Origin of the sequence: Methanosarcina sp. 1.H.T.1A.1 (assembly GCF_000979295.1) — an archaeon.
Lineage (GTDB): Archaea > Halobacteriota > Methanosarcinia > Methanosarcinales > Methanosarcinaceae > Methanosarcina.
This window is the reverse complement of record NZ_JJQY01000019.1, coordinates 16390-42578: the sequence shown is the minus strand read 5'-3', so window position 1 is coordinate 42578 and position 26189 is coordinate 16390. Positions and strand designations below refer to the sequence as shown.

Genomic DNA, 26189 nt, shown 5'->3' with positions numbered 1-26189 from the left:
GCTTCGGCACCCGAGTTTCGCTTCGGCACCCGAGTTTCGCTTCGGCACCCGAGTTTCGCTTCGGGAGCACGAGGTCCTTTTCGCTGCGCTCAAGAGGACTAAGCTACAAAATTACAGGCTGTATTTCTCTAATTGCGCCTCGGGAGTACGCTGCCCTTTTCGCTTTGCTCAAGGGGGCTAATTTATAGTTTCTCGCAGTGAGCTTTGTTCAAGAGGACTTAGAACAACTCTGGTTCTATTTTTAGTTTAAATCTTTTGCCTGCAAATCATATCCAGTTGCCGTGATGGTACTTCACGAATAAACGACTAATCTTTAACTATATATATCATTAAATCCACTAGAATATTGGGCATCTGGAAAGGTCATTAAAGACTTGTTTTTAACTCTTTTTAATAACCCCCCCATACCCCCCAACTCCCCAATATCCAGATGCCCAATCCCCATATTACAGATATCTTTTTAATTCTCTTTTCCATCTTAGTTTCGTCTCCCAAGTTCCGCTTCGGCACCCGAGTTCCGTTTCGGGATCACAGGAAATCGGTGATTTTCTGGGAGTTGCACTGCAAGTGCAACAGCACGCGGTCCTTTTCGCTGCGCTCAAGAGGACTAACTTTTGGCGAAGATTCATAACTTTATCATTATTTCTCAAGCAACAGCTCCATCTAACAGACCTGAACAACCGTTTCCATAAGTTTCTCGCTGTCTTCCCGTGCCTTTACAAGTTTTGATTAGAGTTTTCAGGACCGCTATTTAAAAGTAATTAATAGTAACTTATAACTTCTTATAAGTATAATAGTTAAAATGAGCATTATGAGTGAAGCTACCACAATTCCAGTTACAAAAGACGTAAGAGACAGATTGAAACAGTATGGTATGAAAGGGGAAACTTACAACGACATCCTCAAACGCCTTATGAATGAAGTTGACTACGAGACATTCATGGAGCGCCAGTACAAAAAACTGGAAGAAAAAGAGAAATTTGTAAGTCTGGATGAAGTCTGATGAGTTTCGAAATAAAGCTGCATCCTGATACAGTAAAGTTTCTGGTAAATTTGAATCCCGAGACGAAAGAGAGGTTAAAGTCAGGGATAAAAAGTCTGGAAATAGACCCTTTTAAAAGTAGATCCCGTTCCGACATAAAAAAGCTGAAAGGAACGAAAAAAAGAGATGATCTATACCGTTTAAGAGTTGGAGATTATAGAGTTATCTATGCAGTGGAAGAAAATACTGTTTTAGTTCTTGATATAATTCCACGAGAAAGAGGATATGACTGGCTTTGAATCCCGAATTGCCGCCCGAGTTCCGCGTCGGGAGCACGGGGTCCTTTTCGCTCCGCTCAAGAGGACTTATTTTTGGCGAAGATTCGCAACTCTCTTTTTATTTTTAGGCAGAAATCTACTCTAACAAACCCCCTAATAACCATTTTCATAGCTATCAGGCGCACACTGGCTTTTTAATTCAGTTTGTGGTGACGTAGTCGTCCTTTATGCTGATTTCCATATACTCGCAATGTGTGCATTTATAGTGTTTGATTGTTCTTCTAGTGTCAAAAGATTCCAGGTGCGTATCAGCCTCTCGGTATTCTATTAAAGCAAAATTTTTTCCACATTCTTTGCAGTTTTTTTCATTTCTATAAATATTCCTTGCTTTGGATTTAGATTTTTTGAGTAGACTTTTTATCTTGAGATCTTCATCACTGCAATATTTGCATTTAAAGTATCTTGTATCTGTTTCTTCATAATCATCGTAAGTACTTACCTTTTTGATAAGAGATTTCTTTATTTCCTCGTAGGCAAAATCTCGGCCGCATTTCTTACATCTGGAAATGTTGTAGTAATTCTCGATTTTATAAAGATCTGTGGCAACAAAGAAAAACATCATGCATGCCAGAAATAATATAATTGATAAAGGCCAGTAAGCCTCTTCTAAAGTTTGTCTAAGAAATAGCAGAAAGAGTAATAACAAAAGTGAAGATGCTGCCAATAGTATTGACACTTTTTTTACAGTCTTGATTTTTTCCAGGCCTAAACTATTGACCATGTTAGGAGCTCGTTCTTTAGGAAAATCATAAAAATTTCCTTCTGAGGTTATCGTTAACGCGTCAGTGTCCCTATCCAACTCGTAACAAACGTCATCCAAGAATCTTTTGTTTATACCTACAGGAAATTTTACGTATTTGGGTTTGCTCAATTTATCAATGACCAACTTCCAATTATCTAGCTGTTTTCAAGACTATACTGGATATATCTCAGAAGGAGATAATTCTTTTTCAGTGAACTTAATTTATACAGTTATTTCTTTTTGGTTATGAAAAGATCAAAGCCGGAGCAACATCATTAGCGTCTTTAACGGACCTTGTCACGCATGCAGTGCGGCTTTCCCGTAATATCAAATAAAGAAATAAAGTAGGCTTATTGTCCCGTTTTTAAAAAAAAGAAAAATTCACTGAATTCTGCCTGTAAAAACCTTTTATTTTGTTTTTGTGCTTTTTCGGACTGTCCCGAGCGTTCGCTCGGTGAAAAGGCAGGTTCGAGACAGTGAATATGGTTTTAGGTGGGTTCATAACTTCTTTTTTATATTTCGGCAGCAGCCCCCTCTAACAAACCCTTCACAACCGTTTCCATAAGTTTCTCACTATCTTCCCTCTCTTTTCTCAGTTTTAATTCGAGTTTATCACACAATCCCATGAGCTGCTCGACTTTTTCAACGATGCGTTTTTGTTCGGCGAGGGGTGGAAGAGGAATTAAAGAGTTCTTTAATTTTGGTCCATTTAAATTAGCTTGCCCACATTGTTGAGTGATCTCTGGTTCAATTTGTGTTTTTCTAAAGTAATCCGAATTGGGTCATATGTTTACCAGCTTCAAACTAAATATATATTTGTCCAATATGTGGGAAACGTCATCAGTAACAATTCTCAAAATCTAATGTCGCACCTGCGAGAATAGGTTAAACTATCAAACGAAAAGTTATTCGGGTTCTCTAACGATTATATTCCTGCGTTGTAATTATGCGTTAAAAATAATATATACTCCAGATGCATAGTATAACTTGCGTTCTCATCAATTGAACACCCACTAGCAAACAAACACCTACTCCAAAAAGATCTACCCCACACTAAAAGGATTAAAAAACGAAAAATTCTCAACCCACAACCCACAAGTCAAATACCTCAAACCTCTTCCCACACTAAAAATAAGAAAGTTAAATCTTTTAAACTCTTTCGGAATTTCCAGGTTTTTGAGATGGGGACGCAACCTCTTTTAAAACAAAATTAATAACAAAACAAAAACTAAAATATTTTTCTAGTCATTTTTCAATCCTATCACGTAGACGGAAAGTAATTTTCAGTGTAGTTCACTACTTTAACTATTAATTTCTGGTGTTTTTGATATTCTTGCAGGTATGACCACTTTCAGCATTTTTTGGCCCTTTTTTTAATTTTTATATTTTGTTATTTTAGATCAAATTATGACTCTGTTCCAAAATCTAGTGATTTTCAATTTTACATTCATCACTGGATTTTGGTATCGAGTCCAAATTATACAATCTATATAATATTAAATTACTAAATAAAAGGTTATATGATCCGCTAATGATTATATGCCTGCGTTGCGATTATGCGTTAAAAATAATATATACCTCAAGTACATAGTATGAATTGCGTTCTCATCAATTGAACACCCCAGTAGCAAACAAACACCTACTCCAAAAAGATTTACCCCACACTAAAATTAAAAACGAAAAACTCTCACCCCACAAGTAAAATACCTCAAACCTCTTCCCAAACAAAAAGTTAAAAAGTTAAATCTTTTAACTCCTTTCGGAATTTCCAGGTTTTTGAGATGGGAACGCAACCTCTTTTAAAACAAAATTAATAAAATAACAAAAAAACTAAAATATTTTTCTAGTCATTTTTCAACCTTAGAATTTTTGCAATTTACTTTTTCGGCTTCTTTGACCTTTATTTAATATCTTCTTTAACCTTTTTCATAATCCCTTCTGCAGCCATGATTCCGGTCGCAGCGGCATTTACTATGTCCCTTGAAAGCCCTGCTCCGTCTCCTGCTGCAAAGAGGTTTTTGATGCTGGTTTCCATCAGGCGGTCAACTTTCAGATGCATGGCGTAGAATTTGACTTCAGGGGCGTAAAGCAGAGTTGAGTCCGAGGCAACGCCGGGAATGATCTCGTTTAAGGTCTCAAGGCCTTCGATTATGTCCATGACTATCCTGTGCGGGAGAGCCATTGAGATATCGCCGGGTGTGACATCTTTTAAGGTGTTTATAACCAGGTTTTTGGCAAGGCGCTCTTTTGTAGAACGGCGTCCGCGCCTGAGGTCGCCCATGCGCTGGAGGACAGGCTTTCCTCCGCCGATCGTTGTTGCGAGTTTTGCGATTGAACGGGCGTATTTGGTTGTGTTTTCCATGGGCTCGGTCAGTTCGATATGGACGAGGAATGCGAAATTGGTGTTTTCGGATTCCGTGTTTGCCATCGAATGGCCGTTGGTCGCAATAAAGTCTTCATATTCTTCCTTTACGACAAAGCCGCGCCTGTTTGTGCAGAAAGTCCTGACAAAGTCATCATAGCGGTGGCTCTGGATATGGAACTTGGGATCCCGGTTGATTTTCGTTACAGGGTCCATAATAATTGCAGGGACTTCTACCCTGACTCCTATGTCAATCCCTCCGTAACGGGCTTCAAGATCATGTTTTTCAATCATTTCCGAGACCCAGTTGCAGCCCCTTCTTCCAGGCGACAGGAGCACGTAACGCGCACGGACAACTCTTCCGCCTGAGAGTATAACCCCTTTGCACGTTCCGCCCTCAACAAGCAGGTCCTGGACTTCGGTCTCAATCAGGAAATCCACACCTTTATCAACAAGGTCCTGTTTGAAGCGCCCTATGACTGCAGGAGCATTGTCCGAACCTATATGCCGCTGCTTGATCTCTATAAACCGGGCTCCGACCGAGGCAGCCCTGCGTTTTAACTCCTCTATTTCCGGGCCTTCGGTAAGGAGAGCACCCTGAGGAGCTCCGAATTTAAGGAAAACTTTATCAACCCTGTCCACCAGTTCCCAGGCTTCTGCCTGGTCTCCGGTCAGGGCTGCAAGGTCTCCTCCTATATCAGGCCGCAGGTTCAGGGTCCCGTCAGAAAACGTCCCGCAGCCCCCAACCCCGCACATGATCTCACACGGAGTGCAGTGCATGCAGTAGCTCTGGGTTTTCATGGGGCACAGGCGTTTGTCAATGTCCCTGCCCATATCAATAACAAGAATTTTCAGTTTCCCGGCCGCAAGCTCGTAAGCTGCAAACATCCCCGCCGGCCCTGCCCCTATAATTACTACATCATATGCAGAGCCTATCTTTTCCTTCTCAACAGCCTGGTTTTCGTCACCCATGGGTAACTCCCCTGGAATTTTGAACGTTAAGCACCGGAATAACCTGTGAATTTCTTTAAGATTATCAATATAAATTTCGTTATGAAATTCTGTTAATTCCCCACCGTTTTTAGCACATTATTATATTTCCTGTTTATATTTACACCACCTCCATGCTATACCCGCCTCCGATGAATAGGGTCTCGAACTTCTTCGGCAAAAAGCCGCTTCAGTCCGTATCAGGGGTGTAGAAGTCGTGCCCGTGAGTTTCCACAGGTTACTTTCTTCAAGCATTCCCCAAGTTCAGGACAGTATCTACGCTGAGACCCTTTCATTGATAGGCTTTATGTTCATATTTCAGTTACCAGTGTTTATCCGTGTACTGATCAATCACTGGAAATTGACGAACGAAAGTGCAAGCATAAAGGCCATAAATAGGCAGGCAAACACCATCAGAAAAAACAACTTTTGCAAATAATCCTCCTCCTGTTCCCACTATTTTAATATTCTTTCCCACTACCTAACTATATGTATCACACAGTATAAAAAACTTTCATTTACTCACTGAAATATATGTATGAAAAGTAAATAATTATCCCGAAGTCTCTTTAAAATATATTCTCTCGCCCGAATTGCGCCTCGCCTGAATTGCGTCTCGGGATCACAGGAAACCAGAGATTTCCTGGGAGTTGCTATGTAATCGCAACAGTACGCGATCCTTTTCGCTGTGCTCAAGAGGACTATTTTGGGTTTTAGTAGTGAGCTCTGCTCAAGAGGACCAAATTACAAATATTGGTGGAACTTGAAAACCGGTTTTCGGGGTCAGAGGACGTATTTATTGACTGGCAAGTCGGTTACAGCCCTGTGTGCCGCGAGGGAGAAAATCAGATGTTCTATTTGGGATATTCTGAATTATATATACGGTTAATCAGGGGCTACCGGAACTGTATAAAACAGGCAATTAAAAATAATCCGGATGGGGATTTTAAGTTCTCAGCTAACAGTCCGGGCTGTTAGTTCAGGTCATTAATATTGATAAGAGGCAGGGTTGATGAAATCTTATTTGAAATTTGGCCTGAAATGAGGAAGGTCAAAGAGTCTGAAAATTATTCCTTTCCTCAGTTCATTCTTCTAATAACCAGTTTCCTCACAGCCTTTTTCTGTTCTTCCGTATCAGATGCGCCCTTTTCTGTGCTTTTGAAAAGCTCGGTCCAGACCTTGAAGTGGTAGTCGCTGCCTGCCCCAAGGTCCCTGATCCGGATATCAATGGGCTTTTCTCTCGTAGCTTCCTTTTGCCCTGCGAGTTTGTGGTGAAAGGTTTTTGCTGCAGCCTTTTCCGGGGAAGGGGCAGAGATGACTCCTATCATTCCCCCATTTTCGTCCGTGGCAATGAAGGTCTTTTCCTTTTTCTCCTGCCCTGCCTGCGGATCCTGTTTTATGGTCTCCCGCCTGAGCTGCCTTCTGACCCTGTCAAGGGCATCCCCTGAGTCCTTTTTTTCCGGGATCTGCTTCAGGGCTCTGGCTTCAGAGAGGTGCCTTTCTTTTTTCTCAGGGGGGATGTAGGGGGCTTTTCCCAGGAGTTCGTGCAAAAGCATGACTGCAGCGTGCTTATCAAGGGGTTCGTTATTGTTCCCGCACTTGGGGGACTGGATACAGCCAGGGCAGCCGCTTTCGCAGGGGCAGCTTTCAATGGCTTTTAAGGTGCCGTCGAGGACCTCTTCAATCAGGTCATAGCCTTTTTCAGCGTACCCGACTCCTCCCCTGTGCCCGTCGTAGATGAAGATCCCGCTTTTGCCTCCGAGATCAGGATGGGATGGAGTTGAAACCCCACCCACATCGCTCCTGTCCACAAGCAGGTGCAGAGGGTACATGGAAATCATCGCATGCTCAACAGCATGGATCCCGCCTGCAAAATCGAGCTTATGCTCTTCGATCAGCTCCTGCAGCCTATTTGGGAGCTTAAGCCAGAGGGCAACTGTCTGAAGGGTTATCGGAGGCATCTCAAGGTCATGGGCACTCATGGTCTCGTCGCTGTGGGTCCGGATTTTCCTGTACCCTATAATCGTGTCCGTTACCTCCACGTCCCCAAGCCCGACCTCCACTTCGGGAGCGTGCCGGAGAGGCTTTACCGCATATGTCTCCCGCACCAGGACTGACGAATCTATCATGGGTTTTGTGTAGTAGCTGTCGTGAGCCCTTATGGCGTGGATCTCCTTTTTCTCATGGTCGATCCTGTTTATGTAGAAAGGTTCTCCCCTGTGTATGTAGACCGCACCCGGATGGCATTCCCGGAAAGCCAGGGTCTCCTCTATGTCTTTTTCGATAGGAAAGCTTTTTTCCCCTTCAAAAGTAAGAAGAGAGTACGTATTATTATCTATCCCTCTCAGGGAGACTTGTTTGTAAGGGAAAGGGTCAGTGGAATACTTCAGGTCACTGCCTGCAAGCAGCCCTTCGGCTTCCAGAAGCTCAACAACTCTTGGATACCCTTTCCCAAAGTACTTTTCATCGGATACCCTGAGAGGGATTTCTTTTGCTGCACAGAGCAGGTGCCCTGCAAGGATATAGGGGTTTTTAGGGTTAAGCACTGCATTTTCGCTGCTTCTTGCAAAAAAGTCGTCCGGGTTTCTCATATAATACTGGTCAAGGGCATTTGTGCCGGCTACCATAAGGACAAGGCTTTCGTTCCCGCTCCTGCCTGCCCTTCCTGCCTGCTGCCTTGCGCTCATAACCGTGCCGGGATAGCCGTCAAGAATGCAGGCATCAAGCCCTCCTATATCTATCCCGAGTTCAAGGGCATTTGTGGAAATGACGCCCCTGAGTTCTCCCGAATTCATTTTCTTTTCGATCTCTTCCCTCTCCCTGTCAAAATAGCCGCTCCTGTAAGAACAGACCGCGGAAGCGAGGCCGCGTTCCCTCAAAAGTTCCCTGCAGCTCTTATACATGCGCTCCACTCCCTGCCTTGACCGCGTAAAGGCAAGGGTCTGGAGCCCCGCCTGGACTGCCCGCGTAAAAAGGGTTGAGGTTTCGGAAAAGCTGTTTCTCCTTACTGTACTTCCCCTTCCGTTCAGGTAAAGAGGGGGGTTCCAGAACACAAATTTCTGGGGGCCGTGTGAAGAGCCGTTATTCTCAACTACTTCTGCTTCCCTTCCCAGCAGGGTTTCAGTATGCTCTTTCGGGTTTCCTATGGTTGCCGAGCAGCAGATAAACTGTGGGGAAGCCCCATAGTGTTCAGCAGCCCGGAGAAGCCGTCTGAGCACGTTTGCCATATTACTCCCTATAACTCCCCTGTAGTAATGGCTCTCGTCAACAACAATGAATTTGAGGTTTGAAAAAAAGCGTCTCCAGAGATGGTGCCAGGCAAGGAAGCTCATATGTACCATTTCGGGGTTTGTGAAAACAATATTAGTCTGTCCTTCCCTGATTTCTCTCTTCTGGGCTGCAGTCAGGGCGCCAGTATAACGGGCTATGCCTGCTCCGGAATTCAGTGCCCCTTCAAATTCAAGGAAGGCTTTTAACTGGTCGTTTACAAGGGCATTGAGAGGAGATATATAAAGGGCAGTAGCCTCAGGGTCTTTCATGACAGTTTCAAAAATAGGGATCATGTAAGTAAGGGACTTTCCGCTTGCCGTGCTTGTGCAGAGCACTATGTCTTTTCCTTCCCGGATCTTTTCGATCGCTTCAGCCTGATGGGAGTATAAAGATTCGATTCCAATTCCTGAAAGGGCAGTTTTTATCTGCTCCTTCAGCTCAAGAGGTGAATAAAGGGCGTCCCTTGCAGGTTTTTCTTCAATATGAACTATCTGGTTTTCATATCGGCTGGAAGCTTTTATTTCATTCAGCAGGCGGGAAATCTCCATTTTTCGGCTCCACTTTTTATTTTTCCAATTTTTATTATACCTTATACTCTGTTAATCCACTACGGAGGGTTGATATTTTGAGATCTAATTTTCCCAGTGCGGATGAAGATTACGCTTTAATTTGATCGAAGCTCAATGGCCCAGGCGGGGGAGCGGCGCGGGACAAAAGATATGAAAGATGCCGTTCCAGCTTGCCCTTGGATAATATTAACCTATTGACTGCGTACCACCTGCACTTTTAAGATTCTTCGTTTTCTCTTCTTAATTCAAATTTTTGAATCCAGAACTCTGCCTCGTCGTAACAATATTAGCTATATCATGTCGTTTCTAAAAACCAGAAAATGAAAAGACCGGGATACGTGTAAGAACCTAACAGATAAAAATGCCGGTGAAGCTGATAACAAACACACAAAAAACAGTAAGTAAAAGAAATCGAAAATTAGTAAACTGGTTCAGTAACCTGAACCAGTGTACATTATTAGAACTCGACCTTAGGAACTTCCCTTTCGGCTTGCAGGGTTTCAAATAGATCTTTTTTCTTGAATCCCATCAAAGATGCAACAATATTTCTAGGGATTGTCTGAATACTGATATTATATTTCATAACGGTATCATTATAAAATTGTCTTGCATAGGCAATTTTGTTTTCGGTCTCCATGAGGTCTTTCTGGAGCTGCATGAAGTTCTGGTTGGCTTTCAGGTCCGGATAGTTTTCTGCAACTGCAAAAAGGGATTTCAGGGTAGATGAGAGGTAATTGGATGCTTCTGCAGTTTCATTTACATTATTTGCAGACATTACTGCAGCCCTTGCTTTTGTAATGTTTTCCAAAAGGGTTTTTTCGTGTTTAGCATACCCTTTCACCGTTTCTATCAGGTTGGGGATGAGGTCATAACGCCTTTTCAGCTGGACTTCTATCTGAGCCCAGGAATTTTCTACCCTGTTTCTTTGCTTTATAAGGTCATTGTAAATTATAACGAAGAGCAAACCCAGAATTATTACTACTATTACCATAATTTCTACTATCATATAGATCACCATCTCCTAATCAAAAGTACTTAACCTGGCATTTACACGGCATCATCTTGCACCACCGCCGCCGCCACCTGAGCCGCCGCCCACGCCGCCGACCCCGCCTCCACTTCCGCTTGAAGATGGAGCTGATGCCGAATAGGCACTCCCAAAACCGGACCCGAACTGGCTGTAACTGTGTTGTACATAGTAGAAGTGACTGTATTTCAGCTGTTCATCAGGAACAACTAAAGACATGTTTTTAAGGACTTCTTCTGCGACTCCCAGAGCAGTTGCATACACCAGGTAAGAGTCCCAGATCTTTATTGATTCCGGCGGATGCTCTTTGAGAGCAGAAAAATCGGTGAGATATTTTCTAAAGTTATCCCAGCGTTCATAATAGAGCCTTCCTTCAGGGGTCCAGCTTCCCAGTACCTTTTCGAACATTCCGGAGAAAATTATCATAATTATCCCGAAGACTACAACTAAAGCCACCAGTATATTCACATTTGATGCAAGGGGAAATGATTCTGAAGGGAAATATTTGGAAATTACAACAAAATAAACAACTGCTGCTATTATAGTTGCCACACCGAAAATTCCCATATATGTGTTCCCTGTGGACCGGAAGAGTTTCTCAACTACAATATGCTTTTCAACTTTTTTATTCCAGGCCAGCACAAATTGATAGAAATCGGTTCCCTTTCCAAGTTCTTTTTTCAGTTTATCCCAGGAGACCTTATTTTCGGAAGCATGTTTTTTCAATAAATTGAACACATCTTTTTCGAAATCTGCAAGTTTGGGGAGTTTTCCGTTAGCTATCTCGGAGGAGTCCGGACTGACAAGTTCAATTAAAATGTTTTCAGATTCGGATTTGAACAGGCCCAATGCCCTGCTTTCTTCTGATTTTACAGTGTGGAGAGTAATATAACCAAGGTTAGCAAGGTTCATGACCGTGGCTGTAAACCCGTCCATTGTAGGAGTACCTATATTCCCCTTCATTATGGCATTAACTACGGCAGGGCTGGAATCAGTAGGAGGCTCTCTCTCATATATTGCCTCATAATCTATTTTTGGCTCTCTCCCATACCTGAAATAAATGATGAAGGGAAATGCCAGGGCAAAGACTGCAAATACAATTGCCAGGTTATAAAGACCCTTTAAGATCCAGCCTTTCATTTCATATTCATTCTCAATGGATTTTATTTTTTCAAGGCCTGCTTCATTGTCTACCTGGACCAGGCTGGAATTGGGAGATTCAATTCTTGGGAAAACAACTCTGATCTCATACCATTTATTTGAGGGAATTTCGGATGTCTTTAAATTGAGCACATTCTGTTCCAAACTCGCGTCCTGAGTATAACCGGTCGGATGGATCCAGTACTGTATCTCATTTTCGTTTTCCACAGGGAGCTTAATGCTTCCTTCTAAGCTTCCAAGAGGTTTCTCCCATTCTTCACCCCACAGCTTATAATGAAATTCGGAAACATCGCTGTGGACCTTGACTGCACCATAGTGGTCATAGGAAATAAAAAAAGTCACTTCTTTTGGGGTTGGGGTCGGAAGCTCACCTATCAACTCGTATCCTTCGGAAGTCTGTTCTACTCTGAAGTTACATGCTTCTTCAGAACAATATCCCTGGATATTCCGGATGGATTCTCCGGGGGACACCTCGAGTATTCTAAAAACTTCTTGATAATTTCCTTCAAATGTGTAGGAAATCGATTCTTCAACGTGGACTAAGCCGCTGGGATCAATAGTTATATTCGTCGCAGCTCCTTCAAGTGCATAGTCTCTTGCACTGGCTGAGGGTACCAGGCAGAGAAGGACCAGCAAAAGAATAGTTATCTTCAATGCCGCAGGATTAAACGCAGACTTAATACTTGCTTTTCTAACAGGTCCAACAGAACCAGGTTCAATAGAACCTTTTGAAAGCCGCAACCATATTCCTCCAACTCGGTATTAATTTTAAAATATTAATCTTCTCCGAAGGTCATTAAGATCTTAAAGTCTTCGGCTGAAGATATTTACTATTTTTCAGAATCGACAGATCAGCTTTATTTATTTACAGGCTTCCTGAACCTGGTCAGGAAGCTTTCAAAGCCTTCGAAGATTTCTTTTTCCCCAGTATGAAGGGAAAATAGTTGTTAATGATGAAGATCACAGGTACCAGGCAAATAAGATTCAGCACGGTTAAGCTCAGAGCAAAAACCACATTGTAATAGAAATACTCAAGCTCGACCCCGAAACTCAGAAGTGCCAGTTTTGTCAGGACATCCTTTATAGGAAAATGGAGCGCAAGCACAATCAGGCTATTTCTTCCGTAATATTCCAGGATTCTTGAACTTCCGACTTTTTTGAATAGATAAACAAAGGCAAAGATCCCTGAGAAAGCAAGAAGATAATACGAGAAGAAGCCTCCGTATTTCAGCACGTTCATGTTGACCTTATCGGTTGTAGGGAACTCCAGAAGGTATCCAAGATACAGCAGGTTCAGAAAGATAAAAACCACAGGGAAAACCTTCTCAGCCCGGACGAACTTTTCTCTGAACCCCGAACCCGAATTAAGGCTCGAACTTGAGCTCAGATTCGAATCTGCATTCTGACTCAAACCTGCACTCAGCCCTGAATCTGAATTAAGGCTTGAGCCAGATCCAGACTCTTTTTCCGGCTCTGTGATTTTTTTAAATAAATTTCCGGCTCCGTAAAAGACCACGGCAGAGAGAGCTACATCAGCGTTCCAGAACAGCCTGGAAGGTGCATAAACCGCATAAAGATACCCGACGATACCGGCTGCAATAAGCCAGAGTACAAGTTTTCGCGGTTCCCCGTAATACTTCTTTGCAAACCCGTAAAAGAGAATCTCGGTTACGAATAGGCAGCTCAGGAACCAGAGAGGTGGATTATAAGAGACGAGGGGGCCAAGTGCGTACAGAATGGAATAGATGCCGTAAAGAGTACTGTTTTCGAAAAACTCAATATTCGTGACTCCGGGCTGAAATCCTGCATCCAGCAAAAAGTAAAATAGGCCAGTGAGTAGTGCAAAAGAAAAGTAAGGCACAATAAGAGACCTGAATCTCCCCTTTACAAAATTTGCAGCCGATCCTGCATATTTCTCAAAGTCAAACAGCAGACCGGAAATAAAAAAGAAGAGCGGCATGTGAAAAGAAAATATGTAAGTATCAAGCGCTACAGGTAAGCTGTGGTGCGCAAACACTACAAGCATAATTCCAATTCCTTTTAAAGCGTCAATCCAGTGAAGCCTCATATTAACCCGGGATGTAAACAGTGTTTACAATATAATAATATTTTGTTAATTCTCATTGTGTGTACGTTGTTTCCGAACATTACAAGAACTTCCACGCAACATCGGGAAACTGAATAGTATCTAAAGTAGAAGTTGTTTCCGAATATTACAAGAACTTCCACCACGGTTTATTAGTTTCCATTTTTTTTCTATAGCATCCTGGTATTTAATTTAATCTTTTTCCAGGTTTCCCCTGAGCTTTACCCGCACCTCTGTATCTCTTTTTTGCGGATTCTTTGCTTTTAAAGGGCTTTTGAAGGGGCAAAGCTTTAAATCAGATGATTCAGTTGTATCGCATGTTTCATTTTCGGGATTAGATCCCGTTGGAATGTGGTCCTGCAGGCAGGGCTGAACCATGAAACATAAGTGAAACTTGGTGTTTAAATTGTCAAAATCTTTTTACGGATATATACGTGATGCATGGAAAAACCCTGATGAGACATACGTGAACGAGCTCCGCTGGGAGCGCCTCCAGGTCTGGAGGAAGCAGGGTTCCGTGACCAGAATCGAAAGACCAACCAGGATTGACAGGGCACGCTCCCTTGGATACAAAGCCAAGCAGGGAATTGTCGTTGTCAGAGTGAATGTACGCCGTGGAGGGCTTGGTAAATCAAGACCAAAGCGTGGAAGAAGAACCCAGAGGATGGGGACGAATAAGATCTCAGGCGGAATGAGCATCCAGAGGATCGCTGAAGCCCGTGCAGATCGCAAATACCCGAACCTTGAAGTCCTGAACTCCTACTGGGTAGGGGAAGATGGAAAGCACAAGTGGTTTGAAGTCATCCTTGTAGACCCGCACCACCCTGTAATTAAGAGCGACAAGAACCTGAACTGGGTCTGTGACTCATCCATCAGGGGCAGAGCTACCAGAGGCAAAACCAGTGCCGGCAGGAAGGGCAGAGGCATGACTACACGCGGCAAGGGAACTGAAAAGACCAGGCCGAGCATCCGTTCAAATCAGAGTCGAGGCAAGTGATTCATCACATAACAATGCGTGTGATCGCCCACGCAACCGAAGACGTATCCAGAGTCCGCGAGACTCTGGACTTTTTTTTATTAGGTGCTGGCGTAAAGGACAGAGATAAGCTCATAGAAGAGCTTGAGGCTGAAGGGCACCATGGAAATCCAATTACTATCCTTAGCTTACAGCTTAAAAAGAAGGCAGAATGCCTGAAATTTGCCCATTTTGTCCGGGAAAACTTTTCGGAAGAAGATGTGGGAATGCTCAGGAAAGAAATGCCTGAGAGGCTGGACGATGATACGGTTTTTCACCTCCGCTTTGACAAGCAGGCTGCATACCTGCAGCAGGTAAAACTGACTAACTCTTCTGATGCTATTATTGCAAAGGTCAAGATCGAGACCTATCCGAGGAACTGGGAGAAAGCCGGAGCCATAGTGGAGGAGTTATTTGGGTAAACCGAAGTTTTATGATTTTTGCGTTCATGCAGCTCCGGATGGGGACCATACTGCTCCGGAACTGGTTTCCCTTGCCCGGCATTTCGGATACGACGGGATTGCCCTTGCTAACCATTCCGATAAACTCCCTGATAAAAAGCCAGTACTGCCTTCAATAGAGGGTTTTGAGGTCTTCAGGGGAATTGAGCTTGTGGAAGAAAACCCTTCTAAATTACACAGTTTGATCGGAAAATTCAGGAATTCAATGGATGTCCTGATTGTGCACGGAGGGTCCGAAGCAGTCAACAGGGCTGCGCTCGAAAACCCCAGGGTAGACATTCTGAACCACCCGGCTTTTGACAGGAGCAGCGGGTTAAACCAGGTGCTGGCAAAAGCAGCTGCAGAAAATGGAGTTGCAATAGGTATCACCCTTAGACCTATTCTTCATTCCCGGGGTTCAAGGCGTGTCCGTTTGTTGTCCGACCTTAAGGCAAACCTTGAGCTTACCAGAAAATACGAGGTATCCCTTGTCCTTTGCAGTGATGCTATGTCCTGCTTTGACCTGCGCTCCCCAATGGAAACTCTTGCCCTTGCTGAGGTCTGCGGGCTTGAAGAAGACGAGGCTCTTGATGCCATAAGCATTGTTCCGGAAAGAATTATCACAAAGAACCGCCCCGGTCCTGGATATGTAAGGGATGGTATTGAAGTTCTTGAGGGAGATGATCTCTTTTGAAACGCCTGCTTCCTTCGCTCCGCGCTAGAAAGCGCTATCTTGCTTTTGAACTGATCTCAGAAGAGCCTGCAAGCAGAAACGATATTGTAAGGGAAGTTATTTCCTCTGCTTCATCGCTGCTTGGAGATGTCACAACCAGCGACTGTGATATTAAGGTGCTGGGATTTGAAGGCGGAATAGGAATTCTCCAGTGTTCCCATGCCAGAGTAAAAGAAACGAGAGCCTCCCTGGCTGCTCTGACCCGGATTAACGGGAAAAGGGCAACTCTTCATGTGCTGGGAGCGTCAGGCACTGTTAAAGGAGCTACGGAAAAGTTTCTACAGGATTACAGGCTTTTTGAGCCTGAAATACAGGAATGAAAGGATTCGGGACCGGCTTCCGGAAAGGTACCTTAAAGTCCCGAAGCTGTATTAAAATCTCGGATCTGTAATTAAAATCCGGAAGCTGTAATTAAGCTTCTGAAAAGCTGTAATTAAGCTTCTGTTAAACTGGAATCGGGATCCTAAAGAGCTAAAGTTAAGGTTCTGGAAAGCTTGACCTGAGACTCAGGAATGTTAGAGCTGAGATCCGGGTTTTCAGAGGGTTTATATGTGGTCTCGTTTATATCCGGTCTTATTTATATGAAGTAAGAACTGGATATCTGCCTTACAGCAGTGACAGAAGTCTGCAGGTATCAGCCAGTCTTAAGGATGTCTGCTGAATACTTCAGGCTGAAAATTTCCGTTGTGAACTTCAGTAACGGCCGAATAAGCTGTCTAATATATGCTATAATGAATGAGTATTAGTGTAACAAAGTATAATAGATTGGCAGAACTGATTTACAGAAGGGCAGCTTTGCCGGGACTCCTGGTAGTTTACTCATGAGTTGTCTGAGAGGGCTTGGAGGTATCCCTGCGTTTCGGGGTGGAATCCTGCAGGAGGTAAATTCTTCCTTACAGGTTCTAAATCTGAATTTAAGCGCCGGAAAAGCCCCGGGCTCTCACAAACATTATAACTGAGTAAATACACTTTATTAACGGACATAGTTAACATTGGAATGGACCTTCATACTCTGTTAAAAAGTTTACTGGAGTGCGTGAATCCGGGTTATGTCTGGAAAACGTACTTTGCAGGGTAAAAGTGCCTTTAAACTCCCTGTAACCGGGATATTTTCCGCTGGTTTCATCAGGAAAAAACTCTGTCAGGATTGAAAGTCCCGTGTATAAGGCTAAAAACTCTAATAAGGAAGAAATACGTTATAGGGAATCAATAATCGGTTTCCTTACCTGAACACTGGGTCGGGGACTTTAAGCTCCTGAGCTTTCGGGATATCCGCACAGGTTAAATAACGTTTACTGACCAAAGCCTTTTTTGGGCATGCGGTGGTTTAGTTGACGATTCTGCGGATTTGAAATCCCTTAGGAAAAATGACCGGTTTCTGGCCGGGAAAATTGAAACAATATGGAACATATATTAAGGCAAGGAGATACGGAATATGCAGATGGCACCACAGATGGGTTATGACAGGGCAATTACGGTTTTCAGCCCTGACGGAAGACTTTTCCAGGTAGAGTATGCCCGCGAAGCGGTCAAGAGGGGAACAACAGCCGTAGGAATCAAGGCAGCTGATGGGGTAGTGCTGCTTGTTGACAAGCGAATAACAAGCAGGCTTGTGGAAGCCGCATCAATCGAAAAAATATTCCAGATTGACGACCACATAGGAGCCGCAACCTCAGGGCTCGTGGCAGACGCCCGCTCCCTTGTTGACAGGGCTCGTGTAGAAGCCCAGGTAAACAGGGTTTCTTATGATGAACTCATAGGTGTGGAGGTTATCTCCAAGAAAATCTGTGATCACAAGCAGACCTACACCCAGTATGGCGGAGTTCGCCCCTACGGAACTGCACTCCTGATTGCCGGCGTGGATGACCAAAAGCCAAGGCTCTTTGAGACCGACCCCAGCGGTGCTCTCCTCGAGTACAAGGCAACAGCCATAGGTGCAGGCAGAAATGCAGTTGTTGAGGTTTTTGAGGCAGACTACAGGGAAGATATGAATATTGATGCTGCTATCCTCCTTGGTATGGACGCGCTCTATAAAGCAGCTGAAGGCAAGTTCGATGCCGGAACCCTTGAAGTGGGTGTTGTATCCCTTCAGGACAAGAAATTCCGAAAACTGAGTCCTGAGGAAGTTGAGAACTACGTTCAGCAGATCCTTGAGAAACACAAGGGAACTGAAAGCAAAGAATAAAACCTATAAATATTTTAAGAACGAGTTATCAGAGAATTTCTGAATCTCAAACTTACGTTATAGAGAAGGTATTCGAAAATGGTGTCCCTGGACGAGGCAGTGACTGCTCGGCTCAAAAGAGGCAGTAAACATTTCGAAGTCCTGGTCGAGCCCGAAGGGGCTCTGGCCTATAAGCGAGGAGAGGAAGTAAACCTCGAAGACATTCTGGCAGTTGAAACTATCTTCGAAGATGCAAACAGAGGGGATCGGGCAGCAGAGTCTGATATAATCAACTCTTTTGAGACAACCGACCCCTTTGAGATTGCTGCCGTGATCCTGAAGAGCGGAGAGCTTCAACTTACCGCTGAGCAGAGAAAACGAATTCTTGAAGAGAAAAAGAAAAAGGTTATCTATACCATTTCCAGAAATGCTATAAACCCTCAGACTAGAGCACCGCATCCTCCCGCACGAATAGAAAGAGCGATGGAAGAGGCAAAGGTGCACATAGACCCTTTAAAAAGCGTAGATCAGCTGGTAGCTATTACAATGAAAGCCATTCGCCCGCTTATCCCGATACGCTTTGAAGAAATTAATATTGCTGTGAAAATCCCTCCCGAATATGCTCCCAAAGCATACGGAGATATTTCCAAAGCCGGAAGCATTACGAAGGAAGAATGGCAACGTGACGGCTCATGGGTTGCAGTAGTGCGGATTCCTGCGGGAGTCCAGACTGATTTTTACGCTCTTATAAATCATCTCACGAAGGGAGAGGCTCAGACTAAACTTTTATAAGAGGATGTTGGATGGATAAAAAAATAGTGATCCCTGGTGACCTGTTATCCGAGGAAATGAAAAAAGCCGGATACGGGACGTATATCAAGAACAACAAGATCTATTCTTCGTTTTGCGGTATTGAAAACCTCAAAGAGGATAAAGTTGGAGTGATCCCACTTGCGGGAGCTTACATCCCCTCAGTGAATGATGTGGTGATAGGGATCGTTATTGTGGTTACTCCATCCAACTGGATACTGAATATTGGAGCTCCTTATGACGGTCTGCTCCATGTATCCGAATATCCGAGAAGAGTCGAATCCCGGGAAATGCCTGAAATTATGAATGTAGGCGACTCTGCAATTCTCAGGGTAAAAGATGTAGACAGCTCCATGAAAATCGAGCTTGCCCTGAGGGATCCGAGCCTTCATAAACTCAAAACAGGCCAGATTGTCGAAGTTGAGCCTGTAAAAGTCCCCCGTGTAATAGGACACGGCGGTTCCATGATCTCCATGCTGAAGAAAGAAACAAACTGCAGCATTTTCGTAGGCCAGAACGGCAGAATATGGATCGATGGAAAGGACGAGGATGTAGAGCTTTTGAGTAAGGCTCTCCGGAAAATCGAAGTTGAAGCCCAGCGTTCCGGATTAACAGACCGGATCTACAATTTTTTGAAAAATGAACGGATTAGACAGAAAGAGTCCAAGCCTGTTACGTTTTTTCAAAATGAGACGAAAGATGCGACTGCAGGACAGGACGATCATTCCGAAGATATATACAGGAAGATCGATGTACTGCTGGACCCGACGAATTAAATTCCGGATGTAGTCAAGAGGATTTTAGGTAAGCTTCTCTAGAGTATTTTGGTTTAGGAGTTGTTTGGAGATTAAAGTATGAGTGATAAACCTGATAAATTAATCACTGACGATGGGCTGCGCCTTGACGGGAGACGTGCGGATGAGATAAGGCCCATGAAAATTGAGATCGGCGTACTTTCACGAGCCGACGGTTCATGTTATCTTGAATGGGGCAGGAATAAGATCCTGGTAGGCGTTTTCGGACCCCGGGAAGCTCATCCCCGCCGCAGCCAGCGCGCAGATTCGGCAGTTATCCGTTATAGGTATAATATGGCATCATTCTCCGTGGAAGACCGTGCTCGTCCGGGACCCAGCAGGCGGAGCATCGAAATCTCAAAGGTTTCCAGGGAAGCTTTCGAACCTGTGATTATGGCTGAGCTGTTTCCGAAGACAGCAATTGATATTTTCGTGGAAGTGCTTCAGGCCGATGCAGGGACAAGGACAGCAGCAATTAATGCTTCAAGTATAGCTCTTGCAGATGCCGGAATCCCCATGAAGGGCCTTATTACCTCCTGTGCTTTCGGAAAGGTTGACGGGCAGATTGTGCTTGACCTCAATAAGGATGAGGATAACTACGGAGACGCTGACTTCCCTGTAGCAATGACCCAGGACGGGGAAATTACTCTTGTCCAGATGGACGGGCACCTTACTCCGGAAGAGATTAAGAAAGGTATGGAGCTCGTAAAGAAAGGTTGCAAGGAGATCCTTGAAATTCAGCAGGCAGTCCTTAGAAAGAAGTTTGAGACTCCTGTTGAGGATACTGCGGAAGAAGCTGCAGTAACTGAAAAGGAAGGCGAAAAAGAAGAGTCCGTGCCTGCCCCCGAGGCTGTTTCGGAAGCAGTAGTGGTTGAAGAAGCTGTTGAGGAAACTGAAGAATTCGAAGCAGAGGCATCAGAAGAACCATCTGCAGCTGATGTCCTTTCCACTGAGGTAATCCCTGACTTCGAAGAAGAGCTCGATGAAGAGATTGAAGACGAGTTCGAAGCCGAAGAGGAAGAAGAGCTCGATGAAGAGATTGAAGACGAGTTCGAAGCCGAAGAGGAAGACGAGGATCTTGAAGACGAAGATGAGGCCGAAGAGGAAGAATTTGAGGCTGAATCTGAAGAAGATTTAGAGGACGATTTAGAAGAAGCTCTTGAAGACGAAGCTGAGTTTGAAGCTTCTTTTGAAGGTACTCCTGAACTCAAAGAGTTTGACGAAATTGAAGCCAGGCTTGAGAAAGAATCTGTCTCCATAGAAGCCGAAGAGGAAATCGGAATCGGGTCTGAAGCTGAGGAATTTGTCGAAGAAGAATCCTCCCTTGAAGAAGAATCCGAAGTTGAGGAAACAGAAGCTGCCTCAGAAGAAACTATTGAGCCTGAAACAGAGGTAGAACCCGAGGTTGAAACCGGGGAAGTTTCCACTGAAGCAGTAGAGGCAGAAGAAGAGCCTGAAGAAGAGCCTGAAGAAGAAACATCCGAAGGTCCCTGGAAGGTAGTAAAAGACCCCTCTGAAGCCGGAAACAGAGGTGAAAAAGATGAGTGAAATCATAGCCACACTTAAGAAGGACTATATTTACAGCCTGATGGTCAAAGGAAAGCGTCAGGACTGGCGCGGGTTTAAAGATTTCAGGGAGCTCAAGCTCGAAACAAACATTATTTCCAAAGCTGAAGGTTCTGCAAAGGTTACCCTTGGGAACACTCAGGTTCTTGTAGGTGTAAAGCTTCAGAAAGGAACTCCATTTCCAGACTCTCAGGATGAAGGAGTGATTATTACCAACCTTGAGCTTAACCCGATAGCTTCTCCCGAATATGAGCCTGGGCCTCCAAGAGAAGAAGCAATCGAAATGGCAAGGGTCGTTGACAGGGGAATCCGGGAATCAGGCGCAATTGATATAAAGAAGCTTTGCATAACGGTGGGAGAATCCGTATGGATTGTCTTTATAGATGTCCATATCCTGAACAATGACGGAAATATCATTGATGCATCCTGTCTTGCTGCAATTGCAGCCCTTATGACCACAGTCGTTCCGAACGAACAACAGGGACTGGGCGAGAATGTGCCCCTTGCAATGAAAGAAATGCCTGTTGGTATAACTCTTGCAAAGGTCGGCTCAAAACTGATGGTAGACCCCTCCCTTGACGAGGAGGCAGTTTGCGAAACAAAACTGACCATAGTTTCCAGTTCGGACGGATCTGTAGCAGGCATGCAGAAAATGGGTTCTGCCCCTCTTTCCGAGGCAGAACTGTTCGAGGCAATAGACCTGGCACTTGAAAAAGCAGCCGAAATCAGGGAACTCTACCTGAAAGGGCTTGCAAAAAGTGAATAAATCAGGCCGGATTAATTAATTATAAATATTAAATGCCAGTATTACGGTCTAAGTGCACGTATTAAGGTGATAGAAGAACCCGGGTCTCTGGGCTAACAGTCCATAGATCGGTTAAGGGCTCTATCACTTTGATTAAATACATTTTAAGGAGTTATAACGATGGCAAAAAAATTCACTAAGAAAGGAAGAATTTCCAGATCTGCAGGCAGGTTTGGTCCCAGGTACGGGAGAAAAGACCGAAAGCTTGTCGCAGACCTGGAAGAACGCATGCGAGCTCCGCATGTATGCTCCAAATGTGCCCGCCCTACAGTTAAAAGGATTGGAACCGGGATCTGGAAATGCAGCAAGTGCGGACACACCTTCGCTGGCGGGACCTATATCCCCTCCACAAGTGTTGGTCAGACCCTGCTGCGCACCATGAAGAACCTTGCTGAGGCAAAGTAAAACAAACAATTTTCAGGGATGTGAGGTTGTATGGGTTATAAGTGCACTCGATGTAAACAGAAAGTGGAAATTGACTACGAGTACACAGGCATCAGGTGTCCGTATTGCGGACACAGGATCCTGGTTAAAGAGCGTCCTACAACCATCAAACGCATCAAGGCCGAGTAAGAAGTATGTTAGTTACTTCTTCTCGTAAACCTTCTGCAAAGACCCGGACGCTTTGCAAGCTTCTTTCACGCTTTATTGCTGGCAGGAGCATTTCCCGCGGCAAGATGGGCATGCAGGAACTTCTGGAGTTTGCAGAGGGAGGGCCTCTCATAGTTGTAGGAGAGTACCACGGAAATCCCGGGGAACTCGGCTTTTATGACGATGCAGGGAAGCTTCTTTTTTCCCTCAGGTTTTCGGACTGGTATTCTGAGGAAATCGATTCTTATTGGTTTCCAGATGTTGAACCGGTGCTTGCAGGCCAGGGAGAGATTGCGGACGCATTTGAGTCTTTTTTCCATTTCAACAGGGTCGAAAGTGATAAGGTCGATCAGCTCCCTCCCCGCTCCACACTGATGGCGGCAGGAGAAAAAGAGGTCGATTTCATGGGCAGCGGGAAGTCCCTTTTTAAGCTTACTGTCAAAGGTTTCAAAAAGTACTGACCGGACCCCTTTTTCAACCCTTTTTTCTGAATTTTCTGGAATTTCAGGTTACTGAGGAATTTCAGTCTATTTTCAGGACTATATTTTAAAATCAACTTTCCTGATTCCTTACCCGGATTTAAGAGTTAAGTTTTCAGAATAAACCTTTTAAAGATAAAGTTAGAATCCATAGCCAGTTTAAGAGTTAAGATTTTTAGACCCGGATTCTTCCCAGGAGGAGTTCTTTGAAACTTTCCGCAGAGTTTACATTTGAAACCGAAGCTGTTGAAAAGATCTATCAGGCTGTCCTTCCAGAACTTAATGATAACTTCTCTGAAAGGTCAAGAATAGGGCTGTCCCTTGAAGGTGCAAATTGCCTTGTACTTACGGTTAAAGCCGACGATGCAGTTTCTCTGCGTTCTGCCCTGAACACCTGGTTCAGGCTTATCCAGATCGCTCAGGAAGTCCTTGAAGTCACATCTGAAGATAACTGAAGCATAACTGAAGCATACCTGCCAACCAGCGCTCAGTCGCCAGAATTGCATCTCTAGAGGACATATACCCGGATTTACCAGATAACAGGCACAAAAAGGGATAAGACAAGGAATATACCTTCAAAGACAAGAAATATACTTACAACTGCTTTTTATGCTCCGGGTCCTCAAAATATGTGTGTAAATCATGGACCCAAAATCTATGATTGAGGACAGTGTGGATTTCACCTGTAATATAATTAAATTTTTATATATGTTTATTTAGATTCATTCAAATTTTTTATATATAATTAATAAGTTAAATTAGACTAATAAGTGTTACTATCTTATACATTTTTTTATAATGTATCCCTACTATTATATACTTCCCTCACCTTTTTAATGTATTTATTATATTGCTCTTTAGCTTTTCTTTATCTATAGTCTCTGGGGTGTCTGGAATAGATATTAGTAAAAAAATTTTTATAATAACAATTTTAATTTTTACAGTTCTAACCGTTACGTTTACGTTTACCTATAATATGCAGCTTTCTAATTTTTTGGAGTTTGAACAGGCTAACACATTGAATGATGTTGAAAAGGTACAGAATGTGGTTTCTACCGAACAGAGTTATCTTGATAACATGGTTCAGGACTGGGCCTGCTGGGATGATACTTACCGTTTTATCGATGATGGAAACCAGGATTATATAAATGCAGACCTTCAGAACGAGACTCTTGTAGAACTCAAAGTTAATGTGATGCTTTATGTGAATGATTCCGGGAAAGTGGTCTATGCAAAATCGGTAGACATTAATTCTGGAAAAGAAAGACCGGTCCCAGAAGAGCTTCTTAAACTGGTAGAAGAAGGTACCCTTCTCACAAAATCCGAAAACGACACTATAAGCACTTGTGTTTTGCTCGACGAAGACCCCATGTTTATTGCCTGCCATCCAATCCTTACGACAAAGTATCAGGGGCCTATGAAGGGCACTTTGATTTTCGGGAGGTACTTTGACAGTAAGCTTCTTGATTATTTCAATCAAACTACCTGCTCTTCCATTTTGATGTACAGAACTGATCAGGAGATTCCCCCTGAGATTCAAATGAAATATAAAAACTTTTCGGAGTTTCCGGACAGGAATATTGTCGAACCCATCAGCAAAGAAAAAATAGCAGGTTATTTTGAGTTAAAGGACGTTTCAGGTCAGCCTGCCCTTATTATGAGAGCTGATTTCCCAAGAGAACTCTATTTAAATGGAAAAAAAGCCCTGAATTATATGTATTTTTTCCTTTTGCTAACCGGGCTTGTGACAGGAGTCGGAGTTAAATTTGCACTTGACAGTTTCTTCGTTTCGAGACTGATCGAGATTGACAATTTCGTTACAAAAGTCAGGTCGGAAAAAGATCTTTCCAAAAGATTGGTTCTCAAAGACAACGATGAACTCTATCGCCTCTCAAGAGAAATAAACGGGATGCTGAATGATATCGACCTGGCAGATCAGGAATTAAAGGCACAGGAGCGGGAAAAGAAAGTCCTTCTTGATTCTTTAAACGAGCTGGTTATTTTCGTAAACCCTCAGCTTAATATCATCTGGGCAAATAAAGCTGCTCTTGAATATATGCATGTGGATCTTGAAAAAGCAACGGGAAAACGCCTTAAACCTATTCTGGGTATGAGCGGTCCCCTGGGGGAGCACCTGCAGCTTGAAGAGATCTTTGTATCAGGGAATAAGGAGTCAGGGGAATTTACTGAAGAGGACGGCAACTCCTGGTTTGTCCAGGCAATCCCGGTAACTGACGATAATGGCAAGATCATAGGCGTCCTGGAAACCTGCAGTGACATTACCGGAAGGAAAGCAGTAGAAAAACTTTATCAGGAAAAACAAATAGCAGAAATTGCAAACCATGCCAAGAGCGAGTTCCTGGCAAATATGAGCCATGAACTGAGAACTCCACTTAACTCAATCATAGGGTTCTCAGACCTGCTGTATGAACAGGTTTTCGGGGAGTTGAATGAAAAGCAGTTAAAGTATGCAGGCAATATTTCAAGGAGTGGGAAGCACCTTCTGAATCTGATCAATGATATTCTGGATATTTCTAAAGTAGAAGCCGGAAAACTGAAGCTTGATTATAATGAGTTTGAACTTGCTAATAAGCTCAACACGATAATAAGTCTCCTGTCTCCAATCGCATACCTGAAAAATATTCGAATTGAAATCGATATGGATAGCAAGCTTACAAGCATCTGTGCGGATGAGGCCAGGTTTGCCCAGATAATGTACAACCTCGTTGATAATGCTATCAAGTTCTCCCATGAAAACAGCTCTGTAACAATAGGGGCAAAAATGAAAGGAGACAAGGTAGAAATAACGGTTAAAGATACCGGAATCGGTATTAAAGCTGAGGACCAGCACAAACTCTTCAAGCCCTTCAGCCAGATCGATTCCTTTTCCTCCAAAAAATTCCCGGGGACGGGGCTTGGCCTTTCTTTAGTTAAGCAGATTGTAAACCTGCACGGAGGATATGTCTGGTTCAGGAGCAGTCCGGGCGAGGGGAGTACCTTTGCTTTCACAATTCCGATAAACGGCGATAAAAGATATGACGTCAATGCCGGATTAAGTGCGAAAGAACAAAACGGCTGAAAACTAAAGAATGCACTTTAAGGATCTAAATAAAAAATAACTTCCCAACATGCTGTATTTTCCCTTAATAAAAGGTTAGGATTATATAAATCCAGAAAATAAGGTCTATTAGCTCTGAAATTACTAAATTCTCAGTACTTTATAGGATTTTATTAGTATCATATTTCTGGTTTAAAGGGGGAAGTC

At 43.6% G+C, this 26189-nt stretch carries 23 protein-coding genes; 16 read left to right on the top strand and 7 right to left on the bottom strand.

Annotation, left to right across the window (positions count from 1 at the left end):
- The first annotated feature begins 802 nt into the window (after positions 1–802).
- The gene (locus EO95_RS02805) at positions 803–1003 is read left to right on the top strand and encodes a hypothetical protein (RefSeq protein WP_235282831.1); all 201 of its coding nucleotides are present in this window, start codon (positions 803–805) and stop codon (positions 1001–1003) included.
- Positions 1003–1281: a type II toxin-antitoxin system RelE/ParE family toxin gene (locus EO95_RS02800; RefSeq protein ID WP_048131943.1), complete on the top strand. Its 279-nt coding sequence runs from the start codon at positions 1003–1005 to the stop codon at positions 1279–1281. The genes EO95_RS02805 and EO95_RS02800 overlap by 1 nt, the downstream gene beginning before the upstream one ends.
- Positions 1282–1459: 178 nt before the next feature.
- Here EO95_RS02800 and EO95_RS02795 read toward each other — a convergent pair whose 3' ends face one another.
- The 7 genes from EO95_RS02795 to EO95_RS02765 form a co-directional block, all read right to left on the bottom strand.
- Positions 1460–2191, bottom strand: a complete 732-nt coding sequence (locus EO95_RS02795) for a hypothetical protein (RefSeq protein ID WP_156163956.1) — start codon at positions 2189–2191, stop codon at positions 1460–1462.
- 383 nt (positions 2192–2574) lie between these two features.
- Positions 2575–2802: a restriction endonuclease subunit S gene (locus EO95_RS18690; protein ID WP_394297342.1), complete on the bottom strand. Its 228-nt coding sequence runs from the start codon at positions 2800–2802 to the stop codon at positions 2575–2577.
- A gap of 1160 nt (positions 2803–3962) precedes the next feature.
- Positions 3963–5396 (bottom strand): NAD(P)/FAD-dependent oxidoreductase, encoded by a 1434-nt coding sequence (locus EO95_RS02790; protein ID WP_048131939.1) that lies wholly within the window; start codon positions 5394–5396, stop codon positions 3963–3965.
- A 1097-nt stretch (positions 5397–6493) separates the two neighbouring features.
- Positions 6494–9232, bottom strand: coding sequence for a DEAD/DEAH box helicase (locus tag EO95_RS02780; RefSeq protein ID WP_048131936.1), 2739 nt, complete (start codon positions 9230–9232; stop codon positions 6494–6496).
- A 478-nt stretch (positions 9233–9710) separates the two neighbouring features.
- Positions 9711–10259: a LemA family protein gene (locus tag EO95_RS02775; RefSeq protein ID WP_048131934.1), complete on the bottom strand. Its 549-nt coding sequence runs from the start codon at positions 10257–10259 to the stop codon at positions 9711–9713.
- Between the two features lie 51 nt (positions 10260–10310).
- Positions 10311–12182, bottom strand: a complete 1872-nt coding sequence (locus tag EO95_RS02770; protein WP_048131932.1) for a DUF2207 domain-containing protein — start codon at positions 12180–12182, stop codon at positions 10311–10313.
- Positions 12183–12327: 145 nt separating this feature from the next.
- Positions 12328–13509, bottom strand: a complete 1182-nt coding sequence (locus tag EO95_RS02765) for an acyltransferase family protein (protein ID WP_048131930.1) — start codon at positions 13507–13509, stop codon at positions 12328–12330.
- Positions 13510–13933: 424 nt separating this feature from the next.
- On the opposite strand from EO95_RS02765, the gene EO95_RS02755 reads away from it, so the two are divergent.
- The 14 genes from EO95_RS02755 (at position 13934) to EO95_RS02695 (ending at position 26003) form a co-directional block, all read left to right on the top strand.
- A complete protein-coding gene (locus tag EO95_RS02755; protein WP_048131926.1) occupies positions 13934–14524 on the top strand; it encodes a 50S ribosomal protein L15e in 591 nt (196 codons plus the stop codon).
- A gap of 14 nt (positions 14525–14538) precedes the next feature.
- Entirely contained in the window at positions 14539–14964 is a 426-nt protein-coding gene (locus EO95_RS02750) for an RNA-binding protein (RefSeq protein WP_048131924.1), read from the top strand.
- Positions 14957–15676: a ribonuclease P protein component 3 gene (rnp3, locus tag EO95_RS02745; RefSeq protein WP_048131922.1), complete on the top strand. Its 720-nt coding sequence runs from the start codon at positions 14957–14959 to the stop codon at positions 15674–15676. Before EO95_RS02750 ends, rnp3 begins: the two co-directional genes overlap by 8 nt.
- A complete protein-coding gene (locus EO95_RS02740; RefSeq protein WP_048131920.1) occupies positions 15673–16035 on the top strand; it encodes an Rpp14/Pop5 family protein in 363 nt (120 codons plus the stop codon). The genes rnp3 and EO95_RS02740 overlap by 4 nt, the downstream gene beginning before the upstream one ends.
- A gap of 1115 nt (positions 16036–17150) precedes the next feature.
- Positions 17151–17900: an archaeal proteasome endopeptidase complex subunit alpha gene (psmA, locus tag EO95_RS02735; RefSeq protein WP_048131918.1), complete on the top strand. Its 750-nt coding sequence runs from the start codon at positions 17151–17153 to the stop codon at positions 17898–17900.
- Between the two features lie 78 nt (positions 17901–17978).
- The gene (locus tag EO95_RS02730) at positions 17979–18671 is read left to right on the top strand and encodes a ribosome assembly factor SBDS (RefSeq protein WP_048131916.1); all 693 of its coding nucleotides are present in this window, start codon (positions 17979–17981) and stop codon (positions 18669–18671) included.
- An 11-nt stretch (positions 18672–18682) separates the two neighbouring features.
- Positions 18683–19465 carry an exosome complex RNA-binding protein Rrp4 gene (gene rrp4 / locus EO95_RS02725; protein WP_048131914.1) on the top strand — a complete coding sequence of 261 codons (783 nt, stop codon included), beginning with the start codon at positions 18683–18685 and terminating at the stop codon, positions 19463–19465.
- A gap of 78 nt (positions 19466–19543) precedes the next feature.
- Positions 19544–21031, top strand: coding sequence for an exosome complex exonuclease Rrp41 (gene rrp41, locus EO95_RS02720; protein WP_048131913.1), 1488 nt, complete (start codon positions 19544–19546; stop codon positions 21029–21031).
- The gene (gene rrp42 / locus EO95_RS02715; RefSeq protein WP_048131912.1) at positions 21015–21815 is read left to right on the top strand and encodes an exosome complex protein Rrp42; all 801 of its coding nucleotides are present in this window, start codon (positions 21015–21017) and stop codon (positions 21813–21815) included. Before rrp41 ends, rrp42 begins: the two co-directional genes overlap by 17 nt.
- 159 nt (positions 21816–21974) lie before the next feature.
- The gene (locus tag EO95_RS02710) at positions 21975–22259 is read left to right on the top strand and encodes a 50S ribosomal protein L37ae (RefSeq protein ID WP_048131910.1); all 285 of its coding nucleotides are present in this window, start codon (positions 21975–21977) and stop codon (positions 22257–22259) included.
- Between the two features lie 30 nt (positions 22260–22289).
- Positions 22290–22427: a DNA-directed RNA polymerase subunit P gene (locus EO95_RS16935; protein ID WP_011021777.1), complete on the top strand. Its 138-nt coding sequence runs from the start codon at positions 22290–22292 to the stop codon at positions 22425–22427.
- A gap of 5 nt (positions 22428–22432) precedes the next feature.
- Positions 22433–22906 (top strand): rRNA maturation protein, encoded by a 474-nt coding sequence (locus EO95_RS02705; RefSeq protein ID WP_048131909.1) that lies wholly within the window; start codon positions 22433–22435, stop codon positions 22904–22906.
- 224 nt (positions 22907–23130) lie between these two features.
- Positions 23131–23379, top strand: coding sequence for a KEOPS complex subunit Pcc1 (locus tag EO95_RS02700; protein ID WP_048131908.1), 249 nt, complete (start codon positions 23131–23133; stop codon positions 23377–23379).
- Between the two features lie 563 nt (positions 23380–23942).
- Complete coding sequence (locus EO95_RS02695) at positions 23943–26003, top strand: CHASE4 domain-containing protein (RefSeq protein ID WP_394297341.1); 2061 nt, start codon at positions 23943–23945, stop codon at positions 26001–26003.
- Positions 26004–26189 lie beyond the last annotated feature (186 nt).

What these genes read in the sequence shown, in the direction of transcription:
- EO95_RS02710 (WP_048131910.1), top strand. Translation starts at nt 21,975, where the DNA reads ATGGCAAAAAAATTCACTAAGAAAGGAAGAATTTCCAGATCTGCAGGC.
- psmA (WP_048131918.1), top strand. Translation starts at nt 17,151, where the DNA reads ATGCAGATGGCACCACAGATGGGTTATGACAGGGCAATTACGGTTTTC.
- rrp41 (WP_048131913.1), top strand. Translation starts at nt 19,544, where the DNA reads ATGAGTGATAAACCTGATAAATTAATCACTGACGATGGGCTGCGCCTT.
- EO95_RS16935 (WP_011021777.1), top strand. Translation starts at nt 22,290, where the DNA reads ATGGGTTATAAGTGCACTCGATGTAAACAGAAAGTGGAAATTGACTAC.
- EO95_RS02705 (WP_048131909.1), top strand. Translation starts at nt 22,433, where the DNA reads ATGTTAGTTACTTCTTCTCGTAAACCTTCTGCAAAGACCCGGACGCTT.
- EO95_RS02805 (WP_235282831.1), top strand. Translation starts at nt 803, where the DNA reads ATGAGCATTATGAGTGAAGCTACCACAATTCCAGTTACAAAAGACGTA.
- EO95_RS02775 (WP_048131934.1), bottom strand. Translation starts at nt 10,259, where the DNA reads ATGATAGTAGAAATTATGGTAATAGTAGTAATAATTCTGGGTTTGCTC.
- EO95_RS02790 (WP_048131939.1), bottom strand. Translation starts at nt 5,396, where the DNA reads ATGGGTGACGAAAACCAGGCTGTTGAGAAGGAAAAGATAGGCTCTGCA.
- EO95_RS02750 (WP_048131924.1), top strand. Translation starts at nt 14,539, where the DNA reads ATGCGTGTGATCGCCCACGCAACCGAAGACGTATCCAGAGTCCGCGAG.
- EO95_RS02800 (WP_048131943.1), top strand. Translation starts at nt 1,003, where the DNA reads ATGAGTTTCGAAATAAAGCTGCATCCTGATACAGTAAAGTTTCTGGTA.
- EO95_RS02780 (WP_048131936.1), bottom strand. Translation starts at nt 9,232, where the DNA reads ATGGAGATTTCCCGCCTGCTGAATGAAATAAAAGCTTCCAGCCGATAT.
- rrp4 (WP_048131914.1), top strand. Translation starts at nt 18,683, where the DNA reads ATGGATAAAAAAATAGTGATCCCTGGTGACCTGTTATCCGAGGAAATG.
- EO95_RS02765 (WP_048131930.1), bottom strand. Translation starts at nt 13,509, where the DNA reads ATGAGGCTTCACTGGATTGACGCTTTAAAAGGAATTGGAATTATGCTT.
- EO95_RS02730 (WP_048131916.1), top strand. Translation starts at nt 17,979, where the DNA reads ATGGTGTCCCTGGACGAGGCAGTGACTGCTCGGCTCAAAAGAGGCAGT.